We start from the raw sequence: 18030 nt of genomic DNA, 5'->3' as shown, positions 1-18030 counted from the left end.
TTCAATGGCCTCCCATACGTCGACTACGTCGGGATGACAGATGGTCGATCAGCAGATTCACGCTGATGGTCAGCGTGCCGATGGCCAGCGCCGGAATGATAATGGCCAGCGCGCCCTGGTTGAGGCCGCCGATGTTCTCGCGCACCAGCGAGCCGAGGTCGGCGTCTGGCGGTTGCACGCCAAGCCCGAGAAAACTCATGCCGCTGAGCAGCAATACGATGTAGCCGAAGCGCAGGCCGAGGTCGGTGAGTACCGGGTTGAGCATGTTCGGCAAAATTTCCATGCAGGCCACGTACAACCGGCGCTCGCCACGCGTACGCGCCACCTGCACGTATTCCAGCGCCTCGATGTTGACCGCCATGCTGCGCGCAACGCGGAACGCGCCCGGGATATAACTGATCACCGCCGTGCAGATCAGCAGCGTGACCGACGAGCCGAATGCCGAGACCATGATCAGTGCAAGCATTTTGCTCGGGATCGAAATGAACGCGTCCATGATGCGGCTGATGATTTCGTCCAGCCACTTGGGCGAGACCACCGACAACAGGGCGCAACCGGTGCCCAGCGCGCTGGCCAGCAACGCTGCCACCAGCGCCAGCCCAACGGTGAACCGCGCGCCGACCAGCACCCGGCTGAGCATGTCGCGGCCGAGGTAATCGGTGCCGAACGGGTGCGTGAGGCTGAAGCCTTCGAAGATGTTATCCGACACCACCTCACCCACCGGGTGCGGTGCCAGCCAGGGGCCGAACAGCGCCACCAGCAACCACACCACACACACCACGCCGCCCACCAGGCCGAGCCACGACGGGCCGCTGGACGCCTTGGCGAGTGCCAGCGCGGAGGACACAGGCTTTGACTTTGCAATGAGCGGATTCATTGGTTTCTCAGCCTCGGGTTGGACAGAATTGCACACAGGTCGGCAAGCAGCACCAGGCCCAGGTAGGCCGCGCAGAACAGCATGGTGCACGCTTGCACCAGCGCCATGTCGCGGTTGGTCACGGCATCGACCATCAAGCTGGCAATGCCGGGGTAGTTGAAGATGGTCTCGACAATCACCACCCCGCCCAACAGGTACGAGAGGCTCAGGGCGATGGCGTTGGCGATCGGCCCGATCGCATTGGGCAAGGCGTGGCGCAGCACAATGCGGATGGGGCTGACGCCTTTGAGGCGAGCCATTTCGACGTAGGCGCTGTCGAGTTGGTCGATCACGGCGGCGCGGGTCATGCGCGCCATTTGCGCGACGATCACGCAGCACAGCGTCATCACCGGCAACGCATACGTGCGCATGAATTGCAGCGGCGAGCTGATATCGCTGGCATACGAAAGCGCCGACAACCAACCGAGGTTGACCGCAAAAATCAGCACTGCCAGGGTCGCCACCAGAAACTCCGGCACGGCGACCATGGCCAGCGTGACGAAGCTCAGGCAGCTGTCGATGCGCCCGCCCCGGCCCATCGCCGAGCCGATGCCGAGTACCAGCGCCACCGGCACCGACACCAGCGCCGTGGCGCCCGCCAGCATCAGCGTGTTGGGTACCCGGCCGGCCATCAATTCACCGACCGGCATGGCGTTGGACACCGACAGGCCCATGTCGCCGGTGAGCAGGCTCATCAACCAGTGCAAATACCGCAACACACCGGGTTGGTCCAACCCCAGTTTCAGGCGCAGTGCCGCCACTTGTTCAGGGGTCGCGAACTGGCCAAGGGATTGTTGCGCAGCGTCCCCCGGCAGTACCGCCGTGATCGCAAACACGACCATCGACACGATCAACAATGTCACGACCCCGGCGCCGAAGCGTCGGCAGATCAACCACAGTGTATTGCTGTTCATCGCACTGCCCTCCTTAAGCGTCCAACCACACCTGCTCGGCGAACATGTAGCCCATAAAACCGCCCAACGGGTTGGTGTCATAGCCTTTGACGCGCTGGTCGACGCCATCGATGTTGCTGATAAACACCGGCACGCCGATGCCACAGTGGTCGTGCACCAGCGTCTGCATGTCGCCATACATTTTGGCGCGCTTGGCGTCATCGGTTTCGGCACGCGCGAGCATCAGCAATTGGTCGAACTGATCGTTCTGCCAACCCGACTCGTTCCACGGCGCCTTGGACTGGAAGAACTGCGAAAACATCACGTCGGCATTCGGCCGTGGGTTGATGTTGCCGAAGCTCAGCGGGTGCTTCATCCAGTGGTTCGACCAGTAGCCGTCGCTGGGCAGGCGGTTCACATCGAGCTTGAGCCCGGCCTGTTTGGCCGATTGCTGCAAGAGCACGGCGATGTCCACCGAGCCGGTGGCCGCGGGCGATGCCATGATCGGCATGGTGATGCTTTCCATACCGGCTTTTTTCAGCAGGAACCTGGCTTTTTCCGGGTCGTACACGGTCTGCGGCAGGTCGGTATTGAAGTAGCGCGAACCCGGCGCAATCGGGTGATCGTTGCCGACCACGGCAAACCCACGGAACACCGCGGACTTGACCTGTTCACGGTCGAGCAGCAGTTTCATGGCCTGGGTGAAGTCCGGGTTCTTGCCGGGTAATTGGTCCTGGCGAATGATCAGGTCAGTGTAGTTGCCCGACGGTGCATCGACGACCCGGTGTTTGCTGCTCGCCGCGATACGCGTGGTCGAACGCGGGTTGACCTCGTTGATCATGTGCACGTCGCCCGACAACAGCGCGTTGACCCGCGACGGCTCGTCGGCGATCGCGATGAACTCGATTTCGTCGAGGTACGGCAGGCCCGGTTTCCAGTAATTTTTATTGCGCACGGCAATCGAGCGCACGCCCGGCTTGAACTCGCCGACCGTGAACGGCCCGGTGCCAATGCCTTTGCTAAAGTCGCTGGTGCCCTCGGGCACGATCAACAAGTGCGACACCGCAAGAATCGACGGCAGCTCGGCGTTCGGCCCGCTGAGGCGAATCTGCACCTCGTTCGGCCCGCTGGCTTTGATCTCGGCGAACTGCTCCATCAGCGGCATGACCTTGGAGCCAGTGAGTGGGTCTTTATGCCGGTTGAGGGAGAACACCACGTCGGCGGCGCTCAGGCTCTTGCCGTTGTGGAAGGTCACGTCCTTACGCAAGGTGATGGTCCACAGAGTTGCGTCGGTATTCTCGATGCGCTCGGCCAGCTCCAACTGCGGCACCAGGTGCTTATCGAAACGGGTCAGGCCGTTATAAAACATGTAGTGGCGTACGTAGTCGGTGGACAGCGCACCCTTGGCCGGGTCAAGGGTGTCGGCGGTGGAACTGGACATGCCGGCGACCCGAATTTTGCCACCGGGTTTGCCTTTGCCCGCCACGCTGGCGTCATCGGCGAACACCTTGCCGGCGGCGCCAAACAGGCTGCTGGCTCCGGCAGCGGCGACGCCAGCAACCCCGAGCATTTGCAGGGCGTGGCGGCGCGACATGCCACGGTTGAGGCTTTCAAACACCCGCAGGCTTTCCTGGCCGGAGATCAGCTCGGGTGGGTTTTTGTTGTCAGTCATATCAAGGCTACCTGTCGATAATCGGAAGAATCGAGTGCTCACGGATGTCCGGAGCGTCCTGGAAACGCAAACGACGGTGACGCAACAACGGCCAACTCAGTGCAAATAATCCTGGAAGCGGTAGTAGGCGCCCACGAACGGCAGGAACCAGGGTTTGCCGAAGTGCCCTGGAATCGCCGGCCATTCGAGTTCACGCCAAGGGTTGGCAGCCGCATTGCCGGCCATCACCTCGGCCATCACCTGGCCCATGTGCACCGACATTTGCACGCCATGGCCGCTGTAGCCCATGGAATGAAACACGCCGCCTTGCTGGCCCGCGCGGGGCAGGCGGTCAGAGGTCATGTCGACCAGGCCGCCCCAGCAGTAATCGATTTTCACCTGCGCCAACGGCGGGAACATGTTCAGCATCGCCGCGTGCAGCACCTTGCCGCTCTTGGCATCGGAGACGCTGTTGGACATCGCAAACCGCGCACGCCCGCCGAACAGCAGGCGGTTGTCCGGGGTCAGGCGAAAGTAGTTGCCGATCATGCGGCTGGTCACATAGGCCCGGTGCCGGGGCAGCAATTGGTCAATCAACGCCTGCGGCAACACCTCGGTGGCAATCACAAAACTGCCCACCGGCACGATCCGGCGGCGGTACCACGCGAGGTCGCCATGCTGGCAAGCACCGGTGGCCAGCAGCACTTGCCCGGCGTGCAGCGAGCCCTTGGCGGTGTTGACTTGATAGCCGCCGGCCTGAGCCTTCCAGTTGTCGACTTGGGTGTGCTCGTAGATCATCGCGCCGCGCCGCGCTGCCGCCTCGGCCAAGCCGACACCAAAGCGGCCGACGTGCATCTGCACCCCGTTGCGTTGCAGCAACCCGCCATGAAACTGCGCCGAATTAACCTCGGCGCGGGTTTGCTCGGCGCTGAGCAGTTCCACATCGGCGTCGACCTCCTGGCGAATCAGCTCGCAGGTGCGCGCCAGGCCCTCGTAATGCAGGGGCTTGGCTGCCAACTTGAGCTTGCCGTTGCGCACCAGGTCGCAGGCGATCCCTTCCTGCTCGACCAGCGAAACCACGCTGTGCACCGCACGTTCGTAGGCCTGGTAATAGGCGCGCGCCTTGTCGGCACCGAGGCTTGCGTGCAACCCGGCATAGTCCTGAGCCACCCCGGTGTTGCACTGCCCACCGTTGCGCCCCGAGGCTTCGCCGATCACCCGCCCGGCGTCCAGCACCACCACGCTGGCGCCTTTAAGCGCCAGCGCGCGCGCCGCCGCAAGGCCGGTGAACCCACCGCCAACCACCGCCACGTCGACCTGCTTGGGCAAGCCGCCCAGTTGCGCACCGGTAAACGCCGGTGCGGTGTCGAGCCAATAGGATTCACTGCCCATGTAATGCCCTCAAGGTGCGCAGTTACAGACCGACCAACGCCGGCAGCCCACCGATATCGGTGATCTGCTGATAACCGTAAAACGCATTCGCCGGCACTTCATGGCCACGAGCAACAAAAGCCTTGTGCTTGATTTTCATGTCATGCGCCGGCATCAGGTCATAACGGAAGCTGGAAGACACATGCAAGATGTCTTCCGGACCGCAGCCAAGGTTGTCGAGCATAAATTCAAAGGCCGCCAGACGCGGCTTGTAGGCCTGTGCCTGCTCGGCGGTGAACACCTTGTGGAACGGCGCGCCGAGTTTGTCGACGTTGGACATGATCTGGCTGTCGCTGGCATTAGAGAAAATCACCAGCGGAATCTTGTCGGCGATTTTCGACAGGCCAGCCGGCACATCTGCATGCGGGCCCCACGTCGGCACCGCGTCGTAATACAGCTGGCCTTCTTCGCGATAGTCGATGCCCCAACGCTTGCACGTACGCGCCAGGGCAGTCTTGAGAATTTCATCGTAGGGGCGCCAGTCACCCATGACCTGATCAAGGCGGTAGGCCGAGAAGTCCTTGACGAACTGGTCCATCTGCTCAGCGCTGATGCGGTCTGCGAACAGCTCGCGGGTCATGGTGCCCATGTGGAAGTTGGTCAGCGTACCGTAGCAGTCGAACGTAATGAATTTGGGACGAAGAAAGCTCATGGAGTGCGGTCCTGAAGTTCGTTGAGTGTGGCAAGCGTTCGCTGCCCTGGCGGCGCGTTGGCCTCGTTGCAGCACAGCTTCATTACAACACTGTGAAATCAGCATATGCCGTCTAAAACGACCTGCACTCAATACAAACCACCGTTTTGGTGGCTGGGCTCAGCAGAGTTTGCGGTGCGCGCCAGGCTTGGGCAGAGCCTGTGTTTGTGCGCTTTTATGGGCCTTTTTGGGGTGGAAAGGCTTAAGCATGCGGGTGGGGGCGGCAGAAAGTGTGGTTGGCGGGATTTGGGACATGGAGAAGATAGACCGGGTGTATACGAAAAACGAGAGACGGCTGATCAGGCAGTTATTTATGCGGGTTAATCTGCGGCTACCGCGTGATCGGCGGATGGGTTGGACGGAGTCCTTACTCGGCCCTTCCTGGCACCAGGAGCTCAATCACGCCACGCTTTCCTGGGCTATCTGCGCATTTATGGATACAGCGGATAGAAGAATTGGGCACCCATAAAAATGATCGCAATCCAGGGAGACCAAGAGTCGATACTCGGCATGGTTGTGTAACCTCGTAAACTTTCTCTCCAATGTATTCCCCAGTGGTAGCACCGACTGTAGTCCCCACCCATGCGCAGCCCTTACTTCGGCCGCGACTATAGATGCCGCTACATCAGGCCTTGCGCGAGGTCCGTTCGAGTTACCTAAACTTCAGCAAAATGGCAACGACTATCATCCCAATGAAGGAGGTAAGGATAGTCGCCGTAACGCTTATAAGAAGACGTTTCAGATAACGTGGGAAGTTTTCTAAATCTACTGGATCCAAGTCACCCAGGCGCAGGTGTACCTTGGGCATCGTGATCATTCCGGCAATTTTTGACATTTCCAGTAGGGACCAAAGTACACCCCGCTTGCCCAAGCTATCTCCCCCTATATAAATATAGCGGCTGTTCTTCAAAGCCTCCTTTATGGCGTCCAAGTGACGATGGGTGAGGTAAAGACTGAACGCAAGGCCTATAAACCCAAGAAGAATTGGGCCGCTAACAATAAAAAAAGCCAGCCAGGACCTCCAGAATTCTTCGGTCGTCATGGCAACGTTTTCTCGTACAATATTTCTCCGCCCACTTCACCACCTGTACTACCGAGAGTCGTGCCCACCCATGCGCCCGACCCTACTTCGGCCGCGACTATAGATGCCCCTACATCGGGCCTCGCGCGAGGCCCGTTCGAATTACCTAAACTTCAGTAGAATGGCTACAACCAAGATCCAAATGAAGGCGATGATCATCACTGTCAAATTGGAGATCAAATACCGTTTCAGGTGAGGTGGGAAATTTTCAAGATCGACTGGGTCCAATTCCCCAATAATTATTGAGGACCTTGGCCACGCTACCATTCCTGCTATTTTTCCCATTTCCAAGAGGGACCAAATCAAACCCCGCCTCCCTAAGTAATCTCCCCAAATATAAATATAACGGCTGTTCTTGAGTGCTTCTTTCATGGCGTCCAAATGTCGATGAGTAAGGTAAAGACTGAACGCAAGACTCGCAGCGACGAGTAGAGTTGGAATACCAATAAAAATAATCGCAATCCAAGATGGCCAAGAGTCGATACTGGTCATGGTTGAGTAGCCTCGTAAACTTTCTCGCCAATGTATTCGCCAGTCGTACCACTGACTGTCGTACCCCTTGCGCAGCCATTACTTCGGCCGAGACTATAGATACCCCTGCATCGGGCGTCGCGCAAGTGCGGTTCGAATTACCTAAACTTCAGCAAAATGGCAACGACTATCATCCCAATGAAGGAGGTAAGGATTGTCGCCGTAACGATTATAAGAAGACGTTTCAGATAACGTGGGAAGTTTTCTAAATCTACTGGATCCAAGTCACCCAGGCGCAGGTGTACCTTGGGCATCGTGATCATTCCGGCAATTTTTGACATTTCCAACAGGGACCAAAGTACACCCCGCTTCCCCAAGCTATCTCCCCATATATAAATATAGCGGCTGTTCTTCAAAGCCTCCTTCATGGCGTCCAAGTGACGGTGGGTGAGGTAAAGACTGAACGCAAGGCCTATAAACCCAAGAAGAATTGGGCCTCCAGATACAAATATCGCAATCCACAGCGGCCAGTCATCGATACTTGTCATGGTTGTTTAGCCTCGTAAATTTTGTCAACCGTGTATTCACCACCTGTACTACCGAGAGTCGTCCCCACCCACGCGCCAGTCCCCACTAAGGCCGCAACACAGACAACGCCTCCTACACCTGTCGTAACGCCAAGCCCCACGCAGATCGCACTACCGGCAACACGTCCTGCCCATCCCCCAACCGTGCCACCGCCAACCGAGCCAGCAAACTTCCCTCCTTCAGTAAACTTGACCTTCTCACACGCCGCCCCAGAGCCGCCGCTACACACCTGCTCAATAGCCAGCAACGAAGACACGCCGCCTATACCAATGCCGATATACCCACCTGCCTTCATATATTTGGCTGCACGACTGGTCGCCTCCACATGCGTTGCGTAACCCGGAATCTGCCCCGGCGCACCGGCTTTATCCCAGTGGTGCACCAGGCTGCGGCTGGATAGACCCAGGGCCGTTTTCAACTTGGGATGGTCGCCCAGTGTTGTCTGGCCACGCAGGCGAGTGGAGTTTAGCAAGTGCGCATCCAGCTGTGCCAACAAGCGCTGGCGACCGGCGAAGAACTGCGGCGATCTTAAGTGGCCGTAATGGCGATAGCTTTGTTGATGCAGGCGCTCGATGGCCTGGAGGGTGTCGCGCAGCTTGGTGATGTGCGTTTCCATCACCACCGCGCTGACGCCGAGCCAGGTTGAGGCAGGACTGGCAAAGCTGGCGATTTCTGCACCGTGGCTAACCAGGAAGTCGGCCTCGTCCGGCGTCAGGGGATCCAGGGATGCATCGACCTCTTGAGCGGCCTGCATCAACTGCGCTTCTTGATAGGTGCAGGTGGTGTTGTTCGGGTCGCTGAGCACGATCATGGAGCCTGCTTTGACTTGGCTCAGAGTGGGGTTGAGCGCCTGAAATTTACTCATCACGGCCGCATTACGCGTGGGGAAAAGCGTGGCTTCCAGTGCTTCGCGCGTCGTGCTTTTGGGCACAATATAGAAGCCAGGCTCCTCGCCCCGCCCGCTGTTAAATGCCGCAGGGGCCGGATTGTTCGAAGGCGCGAAAGCGGGTTGCGCTGGTGCTGCCGAACGGCTGGCCGCTCGCTGAGCGGGGCCATCATTGCTGTAGATCGCCGTAAACACAGAGGGAATCAGCCGAGCTTGGCATGGGCAACTGCTGAAACTGTCCAGCGTGCCAGCCACCTGTTTGCCATGGCTTTGTATGTGCGATACACCGCCGATAATCTGGTAGGTGCCGCCGTCTTTCCCACACGTAACGTCGCCCCCTTCGCGAGCATGCAGCACACCGAACAGGTTAACCCTCGGGTCACCATCCAGAACGATTCCGCCGCAGGTAGTCTTGTCACCACGGCCAATAAAGTAACCTTCACGCATTATTTTCTCCGTTATCTATTCCGGCCGAGGCAACTAAATTCTCGACCATGAGTTCGCCGTGCGCTTCAAGCACATTCAAAACAGAACTGCACTTTGCAACTCAGCGTTCATGGGTTAACGTTCAATGACTGGAGAAAATCCATCTGCCGAATTTTGGTTGCCTTGTGCGGTGGCGCGGTAAATAGCGATAGGTGCTGAAGACATTTAATTGATATACAAAAGAGACAGTGCCGCACTCACTTTTTTTATCCTGATCCGTGGTTTCAGTAGGCGGCTCTCTGTGTTGTAACTTTGACTGGACGATAGCGTGGATGCCTATCAGACGGAACAGGAATCAGCGCACCTTTATTACGCCGCCACATTGATAATATAAAAGTTTAAAGTAAAGTCGGACGTTTCCGAAAATGGCACTGTAAACGTCTGAAGGAAAAGTAGCAGTTGCTTAAGTTGGCGGAGTAATGTCGCGTATAAACGTCACTTACACAGTTGCGACTCTGATAGTGGTTAGGCGCTCGACGCATTACAGTGCAAGCACATTAATTAATGCGCGGTGAGCGTTAGGTGACGCAGAGCGTCACAGGATGCATTCCCACGCAGAGCGTGGGAACGATCAAACGGGCTCAATCTGCGCCCCTGGCATTTGCTGCTGCGCTCCCGCCCGATTTAAGTAGTAACTGTGGTCCAGCCCCCGACCCGCACCAGCAATCTACCGAATATTCCCGCGCCCCTTGCCAGCCTCTAATACAGGTGGGATACAAGCAGCCTCACGCCGCAAAAACCACGTTCCATGGAGGCTCGCCATGTCCGCCCTGCCACACCCTGCTTATGTCTACCGCCCGATGACGGTGGCCGATCTGCCCGCCGCCCATGCGCTGTCGGTGCAAATGAAATGGCCGCATCGTCTGGAAGACTGGGCGATGTTGCAACGGGTCAGCGACGGCTTTGTGGTGCTGGATGGCGAGCGTCTGATCGGCAGTGCATTCAGTTGCACTCAAGGCGATTACGCCACCATCGGCCTGGTGATCGTGAGCAATGACTACCAAGGCCAGGGCATCGGCCGCCGTTTGATGGAAATGGCCATCGCCGCGTGCCAGTCACGCACGCCGATCCTTAATGCCACCCTGGCCGGCGCGCCGCTGTATGCCAGCCAGGGGTTTGTCGAATTCGGCCGCGTGCAGCAACATCAGGGCCAGGCGCTGGTGCCCGCGCTGCCGCAACTTGCCGAGGGTGAAACCTGCCGTGCACTCGGCGCGGATGATCACACCGCGCTCTTGGCCCTGGCCAAAGCCGCCAGTGGCCTGGACCGCCGTGAGGTACTGCGCGACCTGCAGGTGGAGCAGGCCGTGGGCATTGAGCGCGAGGGCCAGTTACGCGGTTTTGCCTTGCTGCGCCCGTTCGGTCGTGGGCGCTGCATCGGCCCGGTGGTAGCAGAAAATATTGACCAGGCCAAACACTTGATCGCGGTGTTGCTGGCGCAAGTGCCCCAGGCCTTTGTGCGCATCGACATCCCGGTTGCCTGCGGCCTGAGTGACTGGCTTGAGCACGCTGGCCTGAAGAACATCGACACCGTTGCGCAGATGGCGCTGGGCGCACCGCCTCAGGCTAGCCAAGGCGTACACCCATTTGCACTGATCACTCAAGCCATCGGCTGACCTATATCCCGGAGCACGCCCTATGTCATCTCCCCGCATTTTGCTGTTGGCGCGCGCCGACGGCAGCCGCGTTACCACGTCCTTTCACCGCGCGGCGTTAAGCGCGCTTGACCCGTTCGGCGACAGCCGCCAACTCGCCTGGCTGGGCGACGATGGTGTGTCCGCAGGCCTGGTGCGGTTCAGCGGTGAGGCGGTCATCAACGACTTCCCGCACAGTGAGACGCTGGTGGTGCACACAGGCCACGTGCTGCTCAGCAGCGCGGATCAAACCCTGGAATTGGGCGTCGGCGCGAGTGCGGTAATTGGGCGTGGCAGCCGCCTCAGCGTGCAGGCGAGCGAGGGTTGCGAATGGGCGTTCTGCGCCGTCGACCTGCCAGACGCCCCTGCCCGCCCGGGCCTCACCCTGCTTGAGGCGCATACCTTGCTGAACCCTTCCGCCGCGCCGGAACCTGCGATTCTGATCGGCCCCACGCCGCAGTGCCGCGCGCTGAATCTGTTTGATGATGCAGTCACCGAACTGCGCGTGGGCATCTGGGATTCGACGCCGTACGCCCGCCACGGTCGGCCGCACAAGCTGCATGAATTAATGCACCTGCTCGAAGGCAGCGTCACCCTGCAAGATGACGCGGGCGTTGCGGTGACGGTGAACCCGGGCGACAGCGTATTTGTAGCCAAAGGTGCGCCCTGCGCCTGGACCAGCACGGTGTATGTGCGCAAGGTGTACGCAGTGAAGTAGTGATCAGGCTTTTAACGCGTCTTCCAGAAACGTCACTAACGCCTGTACGCGCGGGCTGCGAAGCTTGCGCGAAGGCACCAGCAAAATGATCGGCGCGCTGTCAAAGCTCCAATCCGCCAACACCCGAACCAGGCTGCCGCCAGCAACCGCGTCACTCACATCCCACTGCGAACGCAGCACCAACCCCAAGCCCTGCTCGGCCCATCGCCGGGCCACGCTGCCATCGTTGCTGAGCAACGCAGGCGTTATGCGCAGGGTTTTGCGGCCCTGGCCCTTGCGCAGGTGCCATAGCGTCACATCCTCATCGTTTTCACGAATGCAAATACAGCGATGCGCCGCGAGTTGGTCAGGTACGGTCGGCACGCCATTTTCCTGCAGGTAGGCGGGGCTGGCGCATAACCAGCGCTCGTTTGGCGTGAGTTGCCGCGCCGTCCACAGGCTGTCATTCAGGTGCCCGATGTGAACCACCGCATCGCTGTCATGCCGGTCTGGCCAGGGTGTTTCGCGCAAGTCCAGTTGCAGGCACAGCTGCGGGTGCAGGCGCGCGAAACGCGCCAACAGCGGTGCGAGGCGCTGTCGACCAAAGCCAAACGGCGCCGCCAGCCGCAGGGTGCCCACCAGCCTTTCGTCCTGTTGCCTGAACGACTCCGGCAGCGCTTCCAACTGTTCCAGCAACAGAGCGCTTTCACGCGCGAACCGCTCACCCTCGGACGTAAGGCTCAGGCGCCGCGCATCACGATTGGCCAGGGTCAACCCCAGCAGCGTCTCCAATTTGCGCAGGCGCATGGAGAGCGCCGGCGGCGAAACATTCAACACTCTGGCGGCGGCACTCAGCGACTCAGCGCGTGCGAGGGTGACGGCAAGACGTAAGTCTTCGATGGAAATCATTCAATTTTACTTAATGATTGATTAGCCTTGATTGAACCACAGGTTAACGACATCTGAGTAGAGTGCAGCTTGCCCCCAGCCACTCGAGTTCTGCCATGCCCATGCCGATTGCCTCCCTTGACACGCCCGCCGCGCTCGTCGATGTCCAGCGAATGCAGCGCAATATCCAACGCATGCAGCAGCGCATGAGTGCCCTCGGCGTGCGTTTGCGCCCGCACATCAAAACCAGCAAATGCCTGCCGGTGATCCAGGCGCAAATTGCCGCTGGCGCCAGCGGTGTGACGGTGTCGACGCTTAAAGAAGCGGAGCACTGTTTCAGCGCAGGCATTGACGACGTGTTCTACGCCGTCGCCATCGCGCCGGGCAAATTAGCGCAGGCCTTGGCATTGCGCCGCAAAGGCTGCCAGCTCAGCGTACTCACCGACAGCGTCGCCGGTGCCCAGGCTATCGTGGCCTTTGCCGAGCAACACGCTGAACGCTTTGCGGTGTGGATTGAAATAGATTGCGACGGCCATCGCTCCGGCCTGGTGCCAGAAGACCCTGCGCTCATCGACGTCGCACGCCTCCTTAGTGCAGGCGCTGTGCAGCTGCGCGGGGTGATGACCCACGCCGGTTCCAGCTACGATTTGGACAACCCGCAAGCCCTGCAAGCGCTGGCTGAACAGGAACGCTTGCTCTGCGTGCGCGCCGCCGAACGACTCCGCGAAGCTGGCTTGGCGTGCCCCGAGGTCAGTATCGGCTCCACGCCGACGGCCCTCTCGGCGCTGAACCTGCAGGGCGTCACCGAAGTGCGCGCCGGCGTGTATGTGTTCTTCGACCTGGTCATGCACAACATCGGCGTGTGCCAGGCCGACGAGCTGGCACTCAGCGTATTGACCACGGTTATCGGCCATCAGCAGGAGAAAGGCTGGGTTATCACCGACGCCGGCTGGATGGCCATGAGTCGCGACCGCGGCACGCAGCGTCAGCGCGAAGACTTCGGTTATGGCCAAGTGTGCAGCGAAGCCGGCACCTGGATCGACGGCGCGCGGGTCACCGGCGCCAATCAGGAACACGGGATTGTCACCTTGGGCGATACGCCGACTACCGACCTGGTCGCGCGCTTCCCGGTCGGCAGCCGCCTGCGCATTCTGCCCAACCATGCCTGCGCCACCGGCGCGCAGTTCCCGGACTATCACGCCGTCGACGCCGAGGGCGACGTACACACCTGGAGTCGCCTGCATGGCTGGTAATCTGCAACGCATTCACACGACCAACGCGGCCGCGCCGGGCGGGCACTATTCACAGGCGCTGGCCCACGCAGGTATTTTGTATGTGTCGGGGCAACTGCCGGTACGCGCGAATGGCGAGCACAGCGCCGGTCAACCGTTTGCGGTTCAAGCGGCGATTGCGCTGGATAACCTGGTGGCGATTCTGGAGGACGCGGGCTCCAGCGTGGCTGACCTGCTCAGCGTCACGGTGTACGTGGTCGGCATACAACACTGGCCGGCGTTTGATCAGGTTTACGCGCGCTACCTCGTTGAGCACCGGCCGGCCCGCGCCGTGGTGCCGGTACCGGAATTGCATCATGGTTACCTGATCGAAATCCAAGCCGTGGCCCGTCACGCACCCAAGGAGCGCGCATGAACCTGCAAAAAAGCGATGTGCTGATTATCGGCGGCGGCATCATGGGCGCCTCGTCAGCGTTTTTTCTGCGGCGTCGCGGTAGCTCGGTCACGCTGCTGGAGCGTGACCAGATTGGTCAGTACGCCAGCGGTGTGAATTTTGGCAACGTGCGCCGCCAGGGCCGCTATTTGGGCCAGCTTGAGCTGGCCAATCGTTCGTGGGCCTTGTGGAAACGCCTGCCGGAACTGATTGACGACGACCTTGAGTTCATTCCCAGCGGGCACATGCGCGTGTGTTATCGCGAGGATGAAATCGCTGAGCTTGAGGCCTACGCCGCCGCGCCGGAAGCCGCGCAACTGGACCTCAAAATCTATCGCGGCGCGGAGTTGCACCGGCGCTTCGGCTTCCTCGGGCCGCAGGTCAAAGGCGGCTCCTATGCGCCCCACGATGGCCACGCCAACCCACGCCTGGCCGCGCCCGCGTTTGCCCGTGCAGCGCGGCGGCTGGGCGCGCGAATCGAAGAAAAAACCGAGGTGGCCGATGTGCAAAAGGTCAACGGCCTGTTCCACGTCACCACCACCGACGGCCAGTTGTTCGCCGCCGAACAACTGCTGATTACCGCCGGTGCGTGGGCGGCCAAGTTGGCCGAGCGCTTCGGTGAGGCGGTGCCGCTGGAGCCGAACGGCCCGCAGATGTCGGTCACCGAACCGGTGCCCTACGCCTTGCCGACCGTGATCGGCGTGTTTACCAAAATCAAGCAAGAAGTGATCTACTTCCGCCAGATCCCGCGTGGCAACATCATCATCGGCGGCGGCAACCGCTGCACCCCCGACATGCTCAACCGACGCGCGTATTTCAAGCCCGAAAGCCTGCTCAACCAGATGCGCCAGATGCAGCGCTTATTACCCGGCGCCGAGAAGCTGAACATCATCCGCGTGTGGAGCGGCATCGAAAGCTACACGCCGGACTCGCTGCCGGTGATGGGCCGCAGCGGCAGTGTGGACGGGCTGTTTTATGCCTTTGGTTTCTGCGGCCACGGCTTCCAGCTCGGCCCGGGCGTGGGCGATGTGATGGCCGAACTGATCAGCACCGGCAGCACCAGCACCTTGATCAGCCCCTTCGACATTCGCAGGTTTACCCAACCTTTAACGGTGCCCGCAACCGCCCTCACCACAGGAAAACTCATATGAGCCACGCCTATGTTTATCGCACTGCCAACGCGGCGGACATGCCTGCGGCGCACGCGCTGTCGGTGCACCTGAAATGGCCGCACCGCGAAGAAGATTGGGCCATGGTTCAGCGTACGTCCGAAGGTTTTGTCGCCGAACATGACGGCCAATTGGTCGGCGTGGCATTCGCCTGCCATCAGGGCGCTTATTCGTCTATCGGCCTGGTGATCGTCAGCGATCAGCACCAGGGCAAAGGCATTGGCCGCAAGCTGATGAACCTGTGCCTGGAGGCTGCGGCGCCACGCACACCGATTCTCAATGCGACTGAGTCGGGCGCGCCGCTTTATGCAAGCATGGGTTTTGTCGACTTTGCGCGCATTCAGCAACATCAGGGCGTTGCGCAGATGCCAGCACCAATGCCTGCGACCGAGCACGCGCAGTGTCGCGCATTAAGCCCGGCCGAGTACCCGCTGGTAATTGAGCTGGCCAACGCGGGCAGCGGCCTGGACCGCAGTGCCGTGCTCAACGACTTGCTGCCGAGCGCCGAGCATGTAGTCGGCATCGAAGTGCAAGGGCAACTGCAAGGTTGCGCGTTGTTGCGCCGATTTGGTCGTGGCCATCTGATTGGCCCCGTGGTCGCACACGACCAGCAACAGGCCCGCCAGATGATCACCCACCTGCTGCAGTTGATTCCTGGCGCCTTCGTACGCTTCGATATTCCCATCGCGTGCGGGTTGGCCGACTGGCTGGAAAGCCTCGGGCTGCCATGCGTCGACAAAGCACCGCGCATGGTGCTGGGGGCGCCCCCGCAATCAAGCGGCGACATTGCCCAATTTGCGCTGGTGACGCAAGCCATCGGCTAGGCAGGCCAGATTCAGCAGATTATCCCTTGCAGGCTTGAATAACGGCATCTATGCATTGGCGCGTTTTGCTAGCGTAGCCACACACAGGGCCGTGCTGTTCGCCGCGCCTTTTACCGCTCCAGGGAGCCCGTTGGATGACCACACAGTCTTCGAATAACCCCAGCATTGATCCGCAAACGGCTCACCTGTTGTATATCAATGGCCGTTGGTGTGCCCCCGCCATTGCGGCCAGTTTGCCGGTGGTCAACCCGGCCACCGAAGCGGTGGTTGCAGAGGTCGCGAGCGGCTCTGCCGAGGACGTAGATCGGGCCGTTACGGCAGCACGCGCGGCCTTTGCAGGCTGGTCGCAGACCTCGGTCACTGAGCGCGCGCTGATGCTTGGAAAAATCCACGCACTGATCCTGGAGCGCAAAGAGCAGCTTGCCCAAGCCCTCACCCTGGAAATGGGCGCATCGATCAGTTCCGCCCGCGCCATGCAAGTGCCGCTGGCGGCCGAGCATGTTCGGGTCGCGCGTGACCTGCTCGGCACCTATCGCTTCCAGACCGTCGAAGGCGGCACCGCCATCGAGCGCCAACCCATCGGCGTATGCGGTCTTATCACGCCGTGGAACTGGCCGCTGTATCAAATCACCGCAAAAGTCGCCCCGGCCATCGCCGCCGGCTGCACCGTGGTGCTCAAGCCCAGCGAACTGTCGCCACTGAGCGCGCTGCTGTTTGCACAACTGGTGCACGACGCAGGCCTGCCGGCGGGCGTGTTCAACCTGGTGAATGGCAGCGGTGCCGAGGTCGGCGCAGCCATGGCGGCACATGCCGACATCGACATGATTTCGATCACCGGCTCAAACCGCGCCGGCGCGCTGGTTGCGCAAGCGGCCGCGCCGACGGTGAAACGCGTCACGCAGGAGCTGGGCGGCAAGTCGCCGAATGTGCTGCTGCCCGACGCCGACTTCGCCAAAGCCGTGCCGCTGGGCGTGCTGGCGGCGTTTCGCAACGTCGGCCAATCGTGCAGCGCGCCGACCCGAATGATCGTGCCGAAAAACCGCTTGGCCGAAGTCGAAGCGCTGGCCGCGGCCACCGCTGATGCAATCATCGTCGGTGACCCACTGTCGGAAGCGACGCAACTGGGGCCGATTGCCAACGAAGCCCAGTTCAATCGCGTTCAGCACATGATCCAGGCAGGCCTTGATGAAGGCGCAAAACTGCTCTGCGGTGGGCCAGGCCGCGTGGCGGGTTTTACAAAGGGCTTCTATACCCGCCCGACGGTTTTCTCCGGCGTCGACAGCGCGATGCGCATCGCCCAAGAGGAAATATTCGGCCCGGTGCTGTGCATTATTGCGTATGAGACGGTCGACGAAGCGGTGGCGATCGCCAACCACACTGTCTACGGGCTGGGCGCCCACGTTCAAGCGAAAGACCTTGACCTTGCGCGTGCCGTCGCTTCGCGTATTCGCGCCGGCCAAGTGCACCTGAACTACCCGGCCTGGAACCCCATGGCACCTTTCGGCGGCTACAAGCGCTCCGGCAATGGCCGCGAATACGGCGTGCAGGGGTTTGAGGAGTACCTGGAAACCAAAGCCATCCTTGGGTTTGGCGAATAACCCGCGCGCGCAGCGGCTAGAGGATCAGGCGCTGCGCGCGGCGATGGCTTCGACTTCCACCAACGCACCCGGTAACGGCAACGCCACCACTTGCAACGCCGTACGCGCAGGTTTGTTCGGTTGCTCGGGCGTACCGAAGAACTGCGTGTAACCGGCCTGCAAACCGGCAAAGTCGAGCTTGCCGCCGGTCTCTTCGGCGCCGACCAGAAATACCCGCAGTTGCACGATGTCGCCGAGGTCGAGGTCTTGCTGGCGCAAGATGCTTTGCAGTTTCTTGAACACCGACACCGTCTGCACTTCAGTGTTGCCATAAGCGGCTGGCGTGCCCGCCGGGGCGTTCGCATCAGCCAGGTCCGGCAAGGTGCCGCTGACAAAAATCAGGCTGGCGGAAGCCGGTACTGTGACGGTTTGCGAGATCGGGAAATCGCCCACACTGGTGCGTTGAATGCTGTCGCTCATGGTGT

General features: G+C 60.5%; 18 protein-coding genes. 7 read left to right on the top strand and 11 right to left on the bottom strand.

The window, feature by feature from the left end:
• Nucleotide 1: 1 nt before the first annotated feature.
• From AO240_RS19655 to AO240_RS19610, 9 genes are all read right to left on the bottom strand, one after another.
• Nucleotides 2-877, bottom strand: coding sequence for an ABC transporter permease (locus AO240_RS19655; protein WP_099238499.1), 876 nt, complete (start codon nucleotides 875-877; stop codon nucleotides 2-4).
• Nucleotides 874-1830 (bottom strand): ABC transporter permease, encoded by a 957-nt coding sequence (locus AO240_RS19650; protein WP_058414713.1) that lies wholly within the window; start codon nucleotides 1828-1830, stop codon nucleotides 874-876. The genes AO240_RS19655 and AO240_RS19650 overlap by 4 nt, the downstream gene beginning before the upstream one ends.
• 13 nt (nucleotides 1831-1843) lie before the next feature.
• The gene (locus AO240_RS19645; protein WP_099238497.1) at nucleotides 1844-3481 is read right to left on the bottom strand and encodes an ABC transporter substrate-binding protein; all 1638 of its coding nucleotides are present in this window, start codon (nucleotides 3479-3481) and stop codon (nucleotides 1844-1846) included.
• A 96-nt stretch (nucleotides 3482-3577) separates the two neighbouring features.
• Complete coding sequence (locus AO240_RS19640) at nucleotides 3578-4852, bottom strand: FAD-binding oxidoreductase (protein WP_099238495.1); 1275 nt, start codon at nucleotides 4850-4852, stop codon at nucleotides 3578-3580.
• A gap of 22 nt (nucleotides 4853-4874) precedes the next feature.
• Complete coding sequence (locus tag AO240_RS19635; protein ID WP_058414710.1) at nucleotides 4875-5543, bottom strand: haloacid dehalogenase type II; 669 nt, start codon at nucleotides 5541-5543, stop codon at nucleotides 4875-4877.
• A 691-nt stretch (nucleotides 5544-6234) separates the two neighbouring features.
• Nucleotides 6235-6624 carry a hypothetical protein gene (locus AO240_RS19625; protein ID WP_099238491.1) on the bottom strand — a complete coding sequence of 130 codons (390 nt, stop codon included), beginning with the start codon at nucleotides 6622-6624 and terminating at the stop codon, nucleotides 6235-6237.
• 141 nt (nucleotides 6625-6765) lie between these two features.
• The gene (locus AO240_RS19620; protein WP_099238490.1) at nucleotides 6766-7155 is read right to left on the bottom strand and encodes a hypothetical protein; all 390 of its coding nucleotides are present in this window, start codon (nucleotides 7153-7155) and stop codon (nucleotides 6766-6768) included.
• Between the two features lie 137 nt (nucleotides 7156-7292).
• A complete protein-coding gene (locus AO240_RS19615; protein WP_099238488.1) occupies nucleotides 7293-7682 on the bottom strand; it encodes a hypothetical protein in 390 nt (129 codons plus the stop codon).
• Nucleotides 7679-9055, bottom strand: a complete 1377-nt coding sequence (locus tag AO240_RS19610) for a PAAR domain-containing protein (RefSeq protein WP_099238486.1) — start codon at nucleotides 9053-9055, stop codon at nucleotides 7679-7681. Before AO240_RS19610 ends, AO240_RS19615 begins: the two co-directional genes overlap by 4 nt.
• Nucleotides 9056-9855: 800 nt before the next feature.
• On the opposite strand from AO240_RS19610, the gene AO240_RS19605 reads away from it, so the two are divergent.
• Nucleotides 9856-10707 (top strand): GNAT family N-acetyltransferase, encoded by an 852-nt coding sequence (locus AO240_RS19605; RefSeq protein ID WP_099238484.1) that lies wholly within the window; start codon nucleotides 9856-9858, stop codon nucleotides 10705-10707.
• 22 nt (nucleotides 10708-10729) lie between these two features.
• Nucleotides 10730-11443 (top strand): cupin domain-containing protein, encoded by a 714-nt coding sequence (locus tag AO240_RS19600; protein WP_099238482.1) that lies wholly within the window; start codon nucleotides 10730-10732, stop codon nucleotides 11441-11443.
• A 3-nt stretch (nucleotides 11444-11446) separates the two neighbouring features.
• Here the strand turns inward: AO240_RS19600 and AO240_RS19595 are convergent, their stop codons facing one another.
• Complete coding sequence (locus AO240_RS19595; protein WP_099238480.1) at nucleotides 11447-12331, bottom strand: LysR family transcriptional regulator; 885 nt, start codon at nucleotides 12329-12331, stop codon at nucleotides 11447-11449.
• Between the two features lie 95 nt (nucleotides 12332-12426).
• Between AO240_RS19595 and AO240_RS19590 the strand changes: the two genes are divergently transcribed.
• From AO240_RS19590 to AO240_RS19570, 5 genes are all read left to right on the top strand, one after another.
• On the top strand, nucleotides 12427-13563 hold the full coding sequence (locus AO240_RS19590) for a DSD1 family PLP-dependent enzyme (RefSeq protein ID WP_099238478.1): 1137 nt from the start codon (nucleotides 12427-12429) through the stop codon (nucleotides 13561-13563).
• A complete protein-coding gene (locus AO240_RS19585; protein WP_099238476.1) occupies nucleotides 13553-13957 on the top strand; it encodes a RidA family protein in 405 nt (134 codons plus the stop codon). The genes AO240_RS19590 and AO240_RS19585 overlap by 11 nt, the downstream gene beginning before the upstream one ends.
• Nucleotides 13954-15126 carry an FAD-binding oxidoreductase gene (locus tag AO240_RS19580; protein ID WP_099238475.1) on the top strand — a complete coding sequence of 391 codons (1173 nt, stop codon included), beginning with the start codon at nucleotides 13954-13956 and terminating at the stop codon, nucleotides 15124-15126. Before AO240_RS19585 ends, AO240_RS19580 begins: the two co-directional genes overlap by 4 nt.
• Entirely contained in the window at nucleotides 15123-15968 is an 846-nt protein-coding gene (locus AO240_RS19575; RefSeq protein WP_099238474.1) for a GNAT family N-acetyltransferase, read from the top strand. The genes AO240_RS19580 and AO240_RS19575 overlap by 4 nt, the downstream gene beginning before the upstream one ends.
• A 134-nt stretch (nucleotides 15969-16102) precedes the next feature.
• A complete protein-coding gene (locus AO240_RS19570; RefSeq protein WP_099238472.1) occupies nucleotides 16103-17566 on the top strand; it encodes an aldehyde dehydrogenase family protein in 1464 nt (487 codons plus the stop codon).
• Between the two features lie 24 nt (nucleotides 17567-17590).
• Here AO240_RS19570 and AO240_RS19565 read toward each other — a convergent pair whose 3' ends face one another.
• On the bottom strand, nucleotides 17591-18025 hold the full coding sequence (locus AO240_RS19565) for a RidA family protein (protein ID WP_099238470.1): 435 nt from the start codon (nucleotides 18023-18025) through the stop codon (nucleotides 17591-17593).
• Nucleotides 18026-18030 lie beyond the last annotated feature (5 nt).

Source organism: Pseudomonas sp. ICMP 460, from assembly GCF_002723595.1.
In the GTDB taxonomy this organism is placed as follows: Bacteria; Pseudomonadota; Gammaproteobacteria; order Pseudomonadales; family Pseudomonadaceae; genus Aquipseudomonas; species Aquipseudomonas kitaguniensis.
Note: the sequence above shows the minus strand (reverse complement) of the source record. Positions and strands in the feature narration are given on the sequence as shown.

Coding starts and splice junctions, on each gene's coding strand:
- AO240_RS19595 (WP_099238480.1), bottom strand. CDS start 12,331: ATGATTTCCATCGAAGACTTACGTCTTGCCGTCACCCTCGCACGCGCT.
- AO240_RS19590 (WP_099238478.1), top strand. CDS start 12,427: ATGCCCATGCCGATTGCCTCCCTTGACACGCCCGCCGCGCTCGTCGAT.
- AO240_RS19565 (WP_099238470.1), bottom strand. CDS start 18,025: ATGAGCGACAGCATTCAACGCACCAGTGTGGGCGATTTCCCGATCTCG.
- AO240_RS19650 (WP_058414713.1), bottom strand. CDS start 1,830: ATGAACAGCAATACACTGTGGTTGATCTGCCGACGCTTCGGCGCCGGG.
- AO240_RS19585 (WP_099238476.1), top strand. CDS start 13,553: ATGGCTGGTAATCTGCAACGCATTCACACGACCAACGCGGCCGCGCCG.
- AO240_RS19605 (WP_099238484.1), top strand. CDS start 9,856: ATGTCCGCCCTGCCACACCCTGCTTATGTCTACCGCCCGATGACGGTG.
- AO240_RS19570 (WP_099238472.1), top strand. CDS start 16,103: ATGACCACACAGTCTTCGAATAACCCCAGCATTGATCCGCAAACGGCT.
- AO240_RS19575 (WP_099238474.1), top strand. CDS start 15,123: ATGAGCCACGCCTATGTTTATCGCACTGCCAACGCGGCGGACATGCCT.
- AO240_RS19645 (WP_099238497.1), bottom strand. CDS start 3,481: ATGACTGACAACAAAAACCCACCCGAGCTGATCTCCGGCCAGGAAAGC.
- AO240_RS19640 (WP_099238495.1), bottom strand. CDS start 4,852: ATGGGCAGTGAATCCTATTGGCTCGACACCGCACCGGCGTTTACCGGT.
- AO240_RS19615 (WP_099238488.1), bottom strand. CDS start 7,682: ATGACAAGTATCGATGACTGGCCGCTGTGGATTGCGATATTTGTATCT.
- AO240_RS19600 (WP_099238482.1), top strand. CDS start 10,730: ATGTCATCTCCCCGCATTTTGCTGTTGGCGCGCGCCGACGGCAGCCGC.
- AO240_RS19620 (WP_099238490.1), bottom strand. CDS start 7,155: ATGACCAGTATCGACTCTTGGCCATCTTGGATTGCGATTATTTTTATT.
- AO240_RS19610 (WP_099238486.1), bottom strand. CDS start 9,055: ATGCGTGAAGGTTACTTTATTGGCCGTGGTGACAAGACTACCTGCGGC.
- AO240_RS19635 (WP_058414710.1), bottom strand. CDS start 5,543: ATGAGCTTTCTTCGTCCCAAATTCATTACGTTCGACTGCTACGGTACG.
- AO240_RS19580 (WP_099238475.1), top strand. CDS start 13,954: ATGAACCTGCAAAAAAGCGATGTGCTGATTATCGGCGGCGGCATCATG.
- AO240_RS19625 (WP_099238491.1), bottom strand. CDS start 6,624: ATGACGACCGAAGAATTCTGGAGGTCCTGGCTGGCTTTTTTTATTGTT.
- AO240_RS19655 (WP_099238499.1), bottom strand. CDS start 877: ATGAATCCGCTCATTGCAAAGTCAAAGCCTGTGTCCTCCGCGCTGGCA.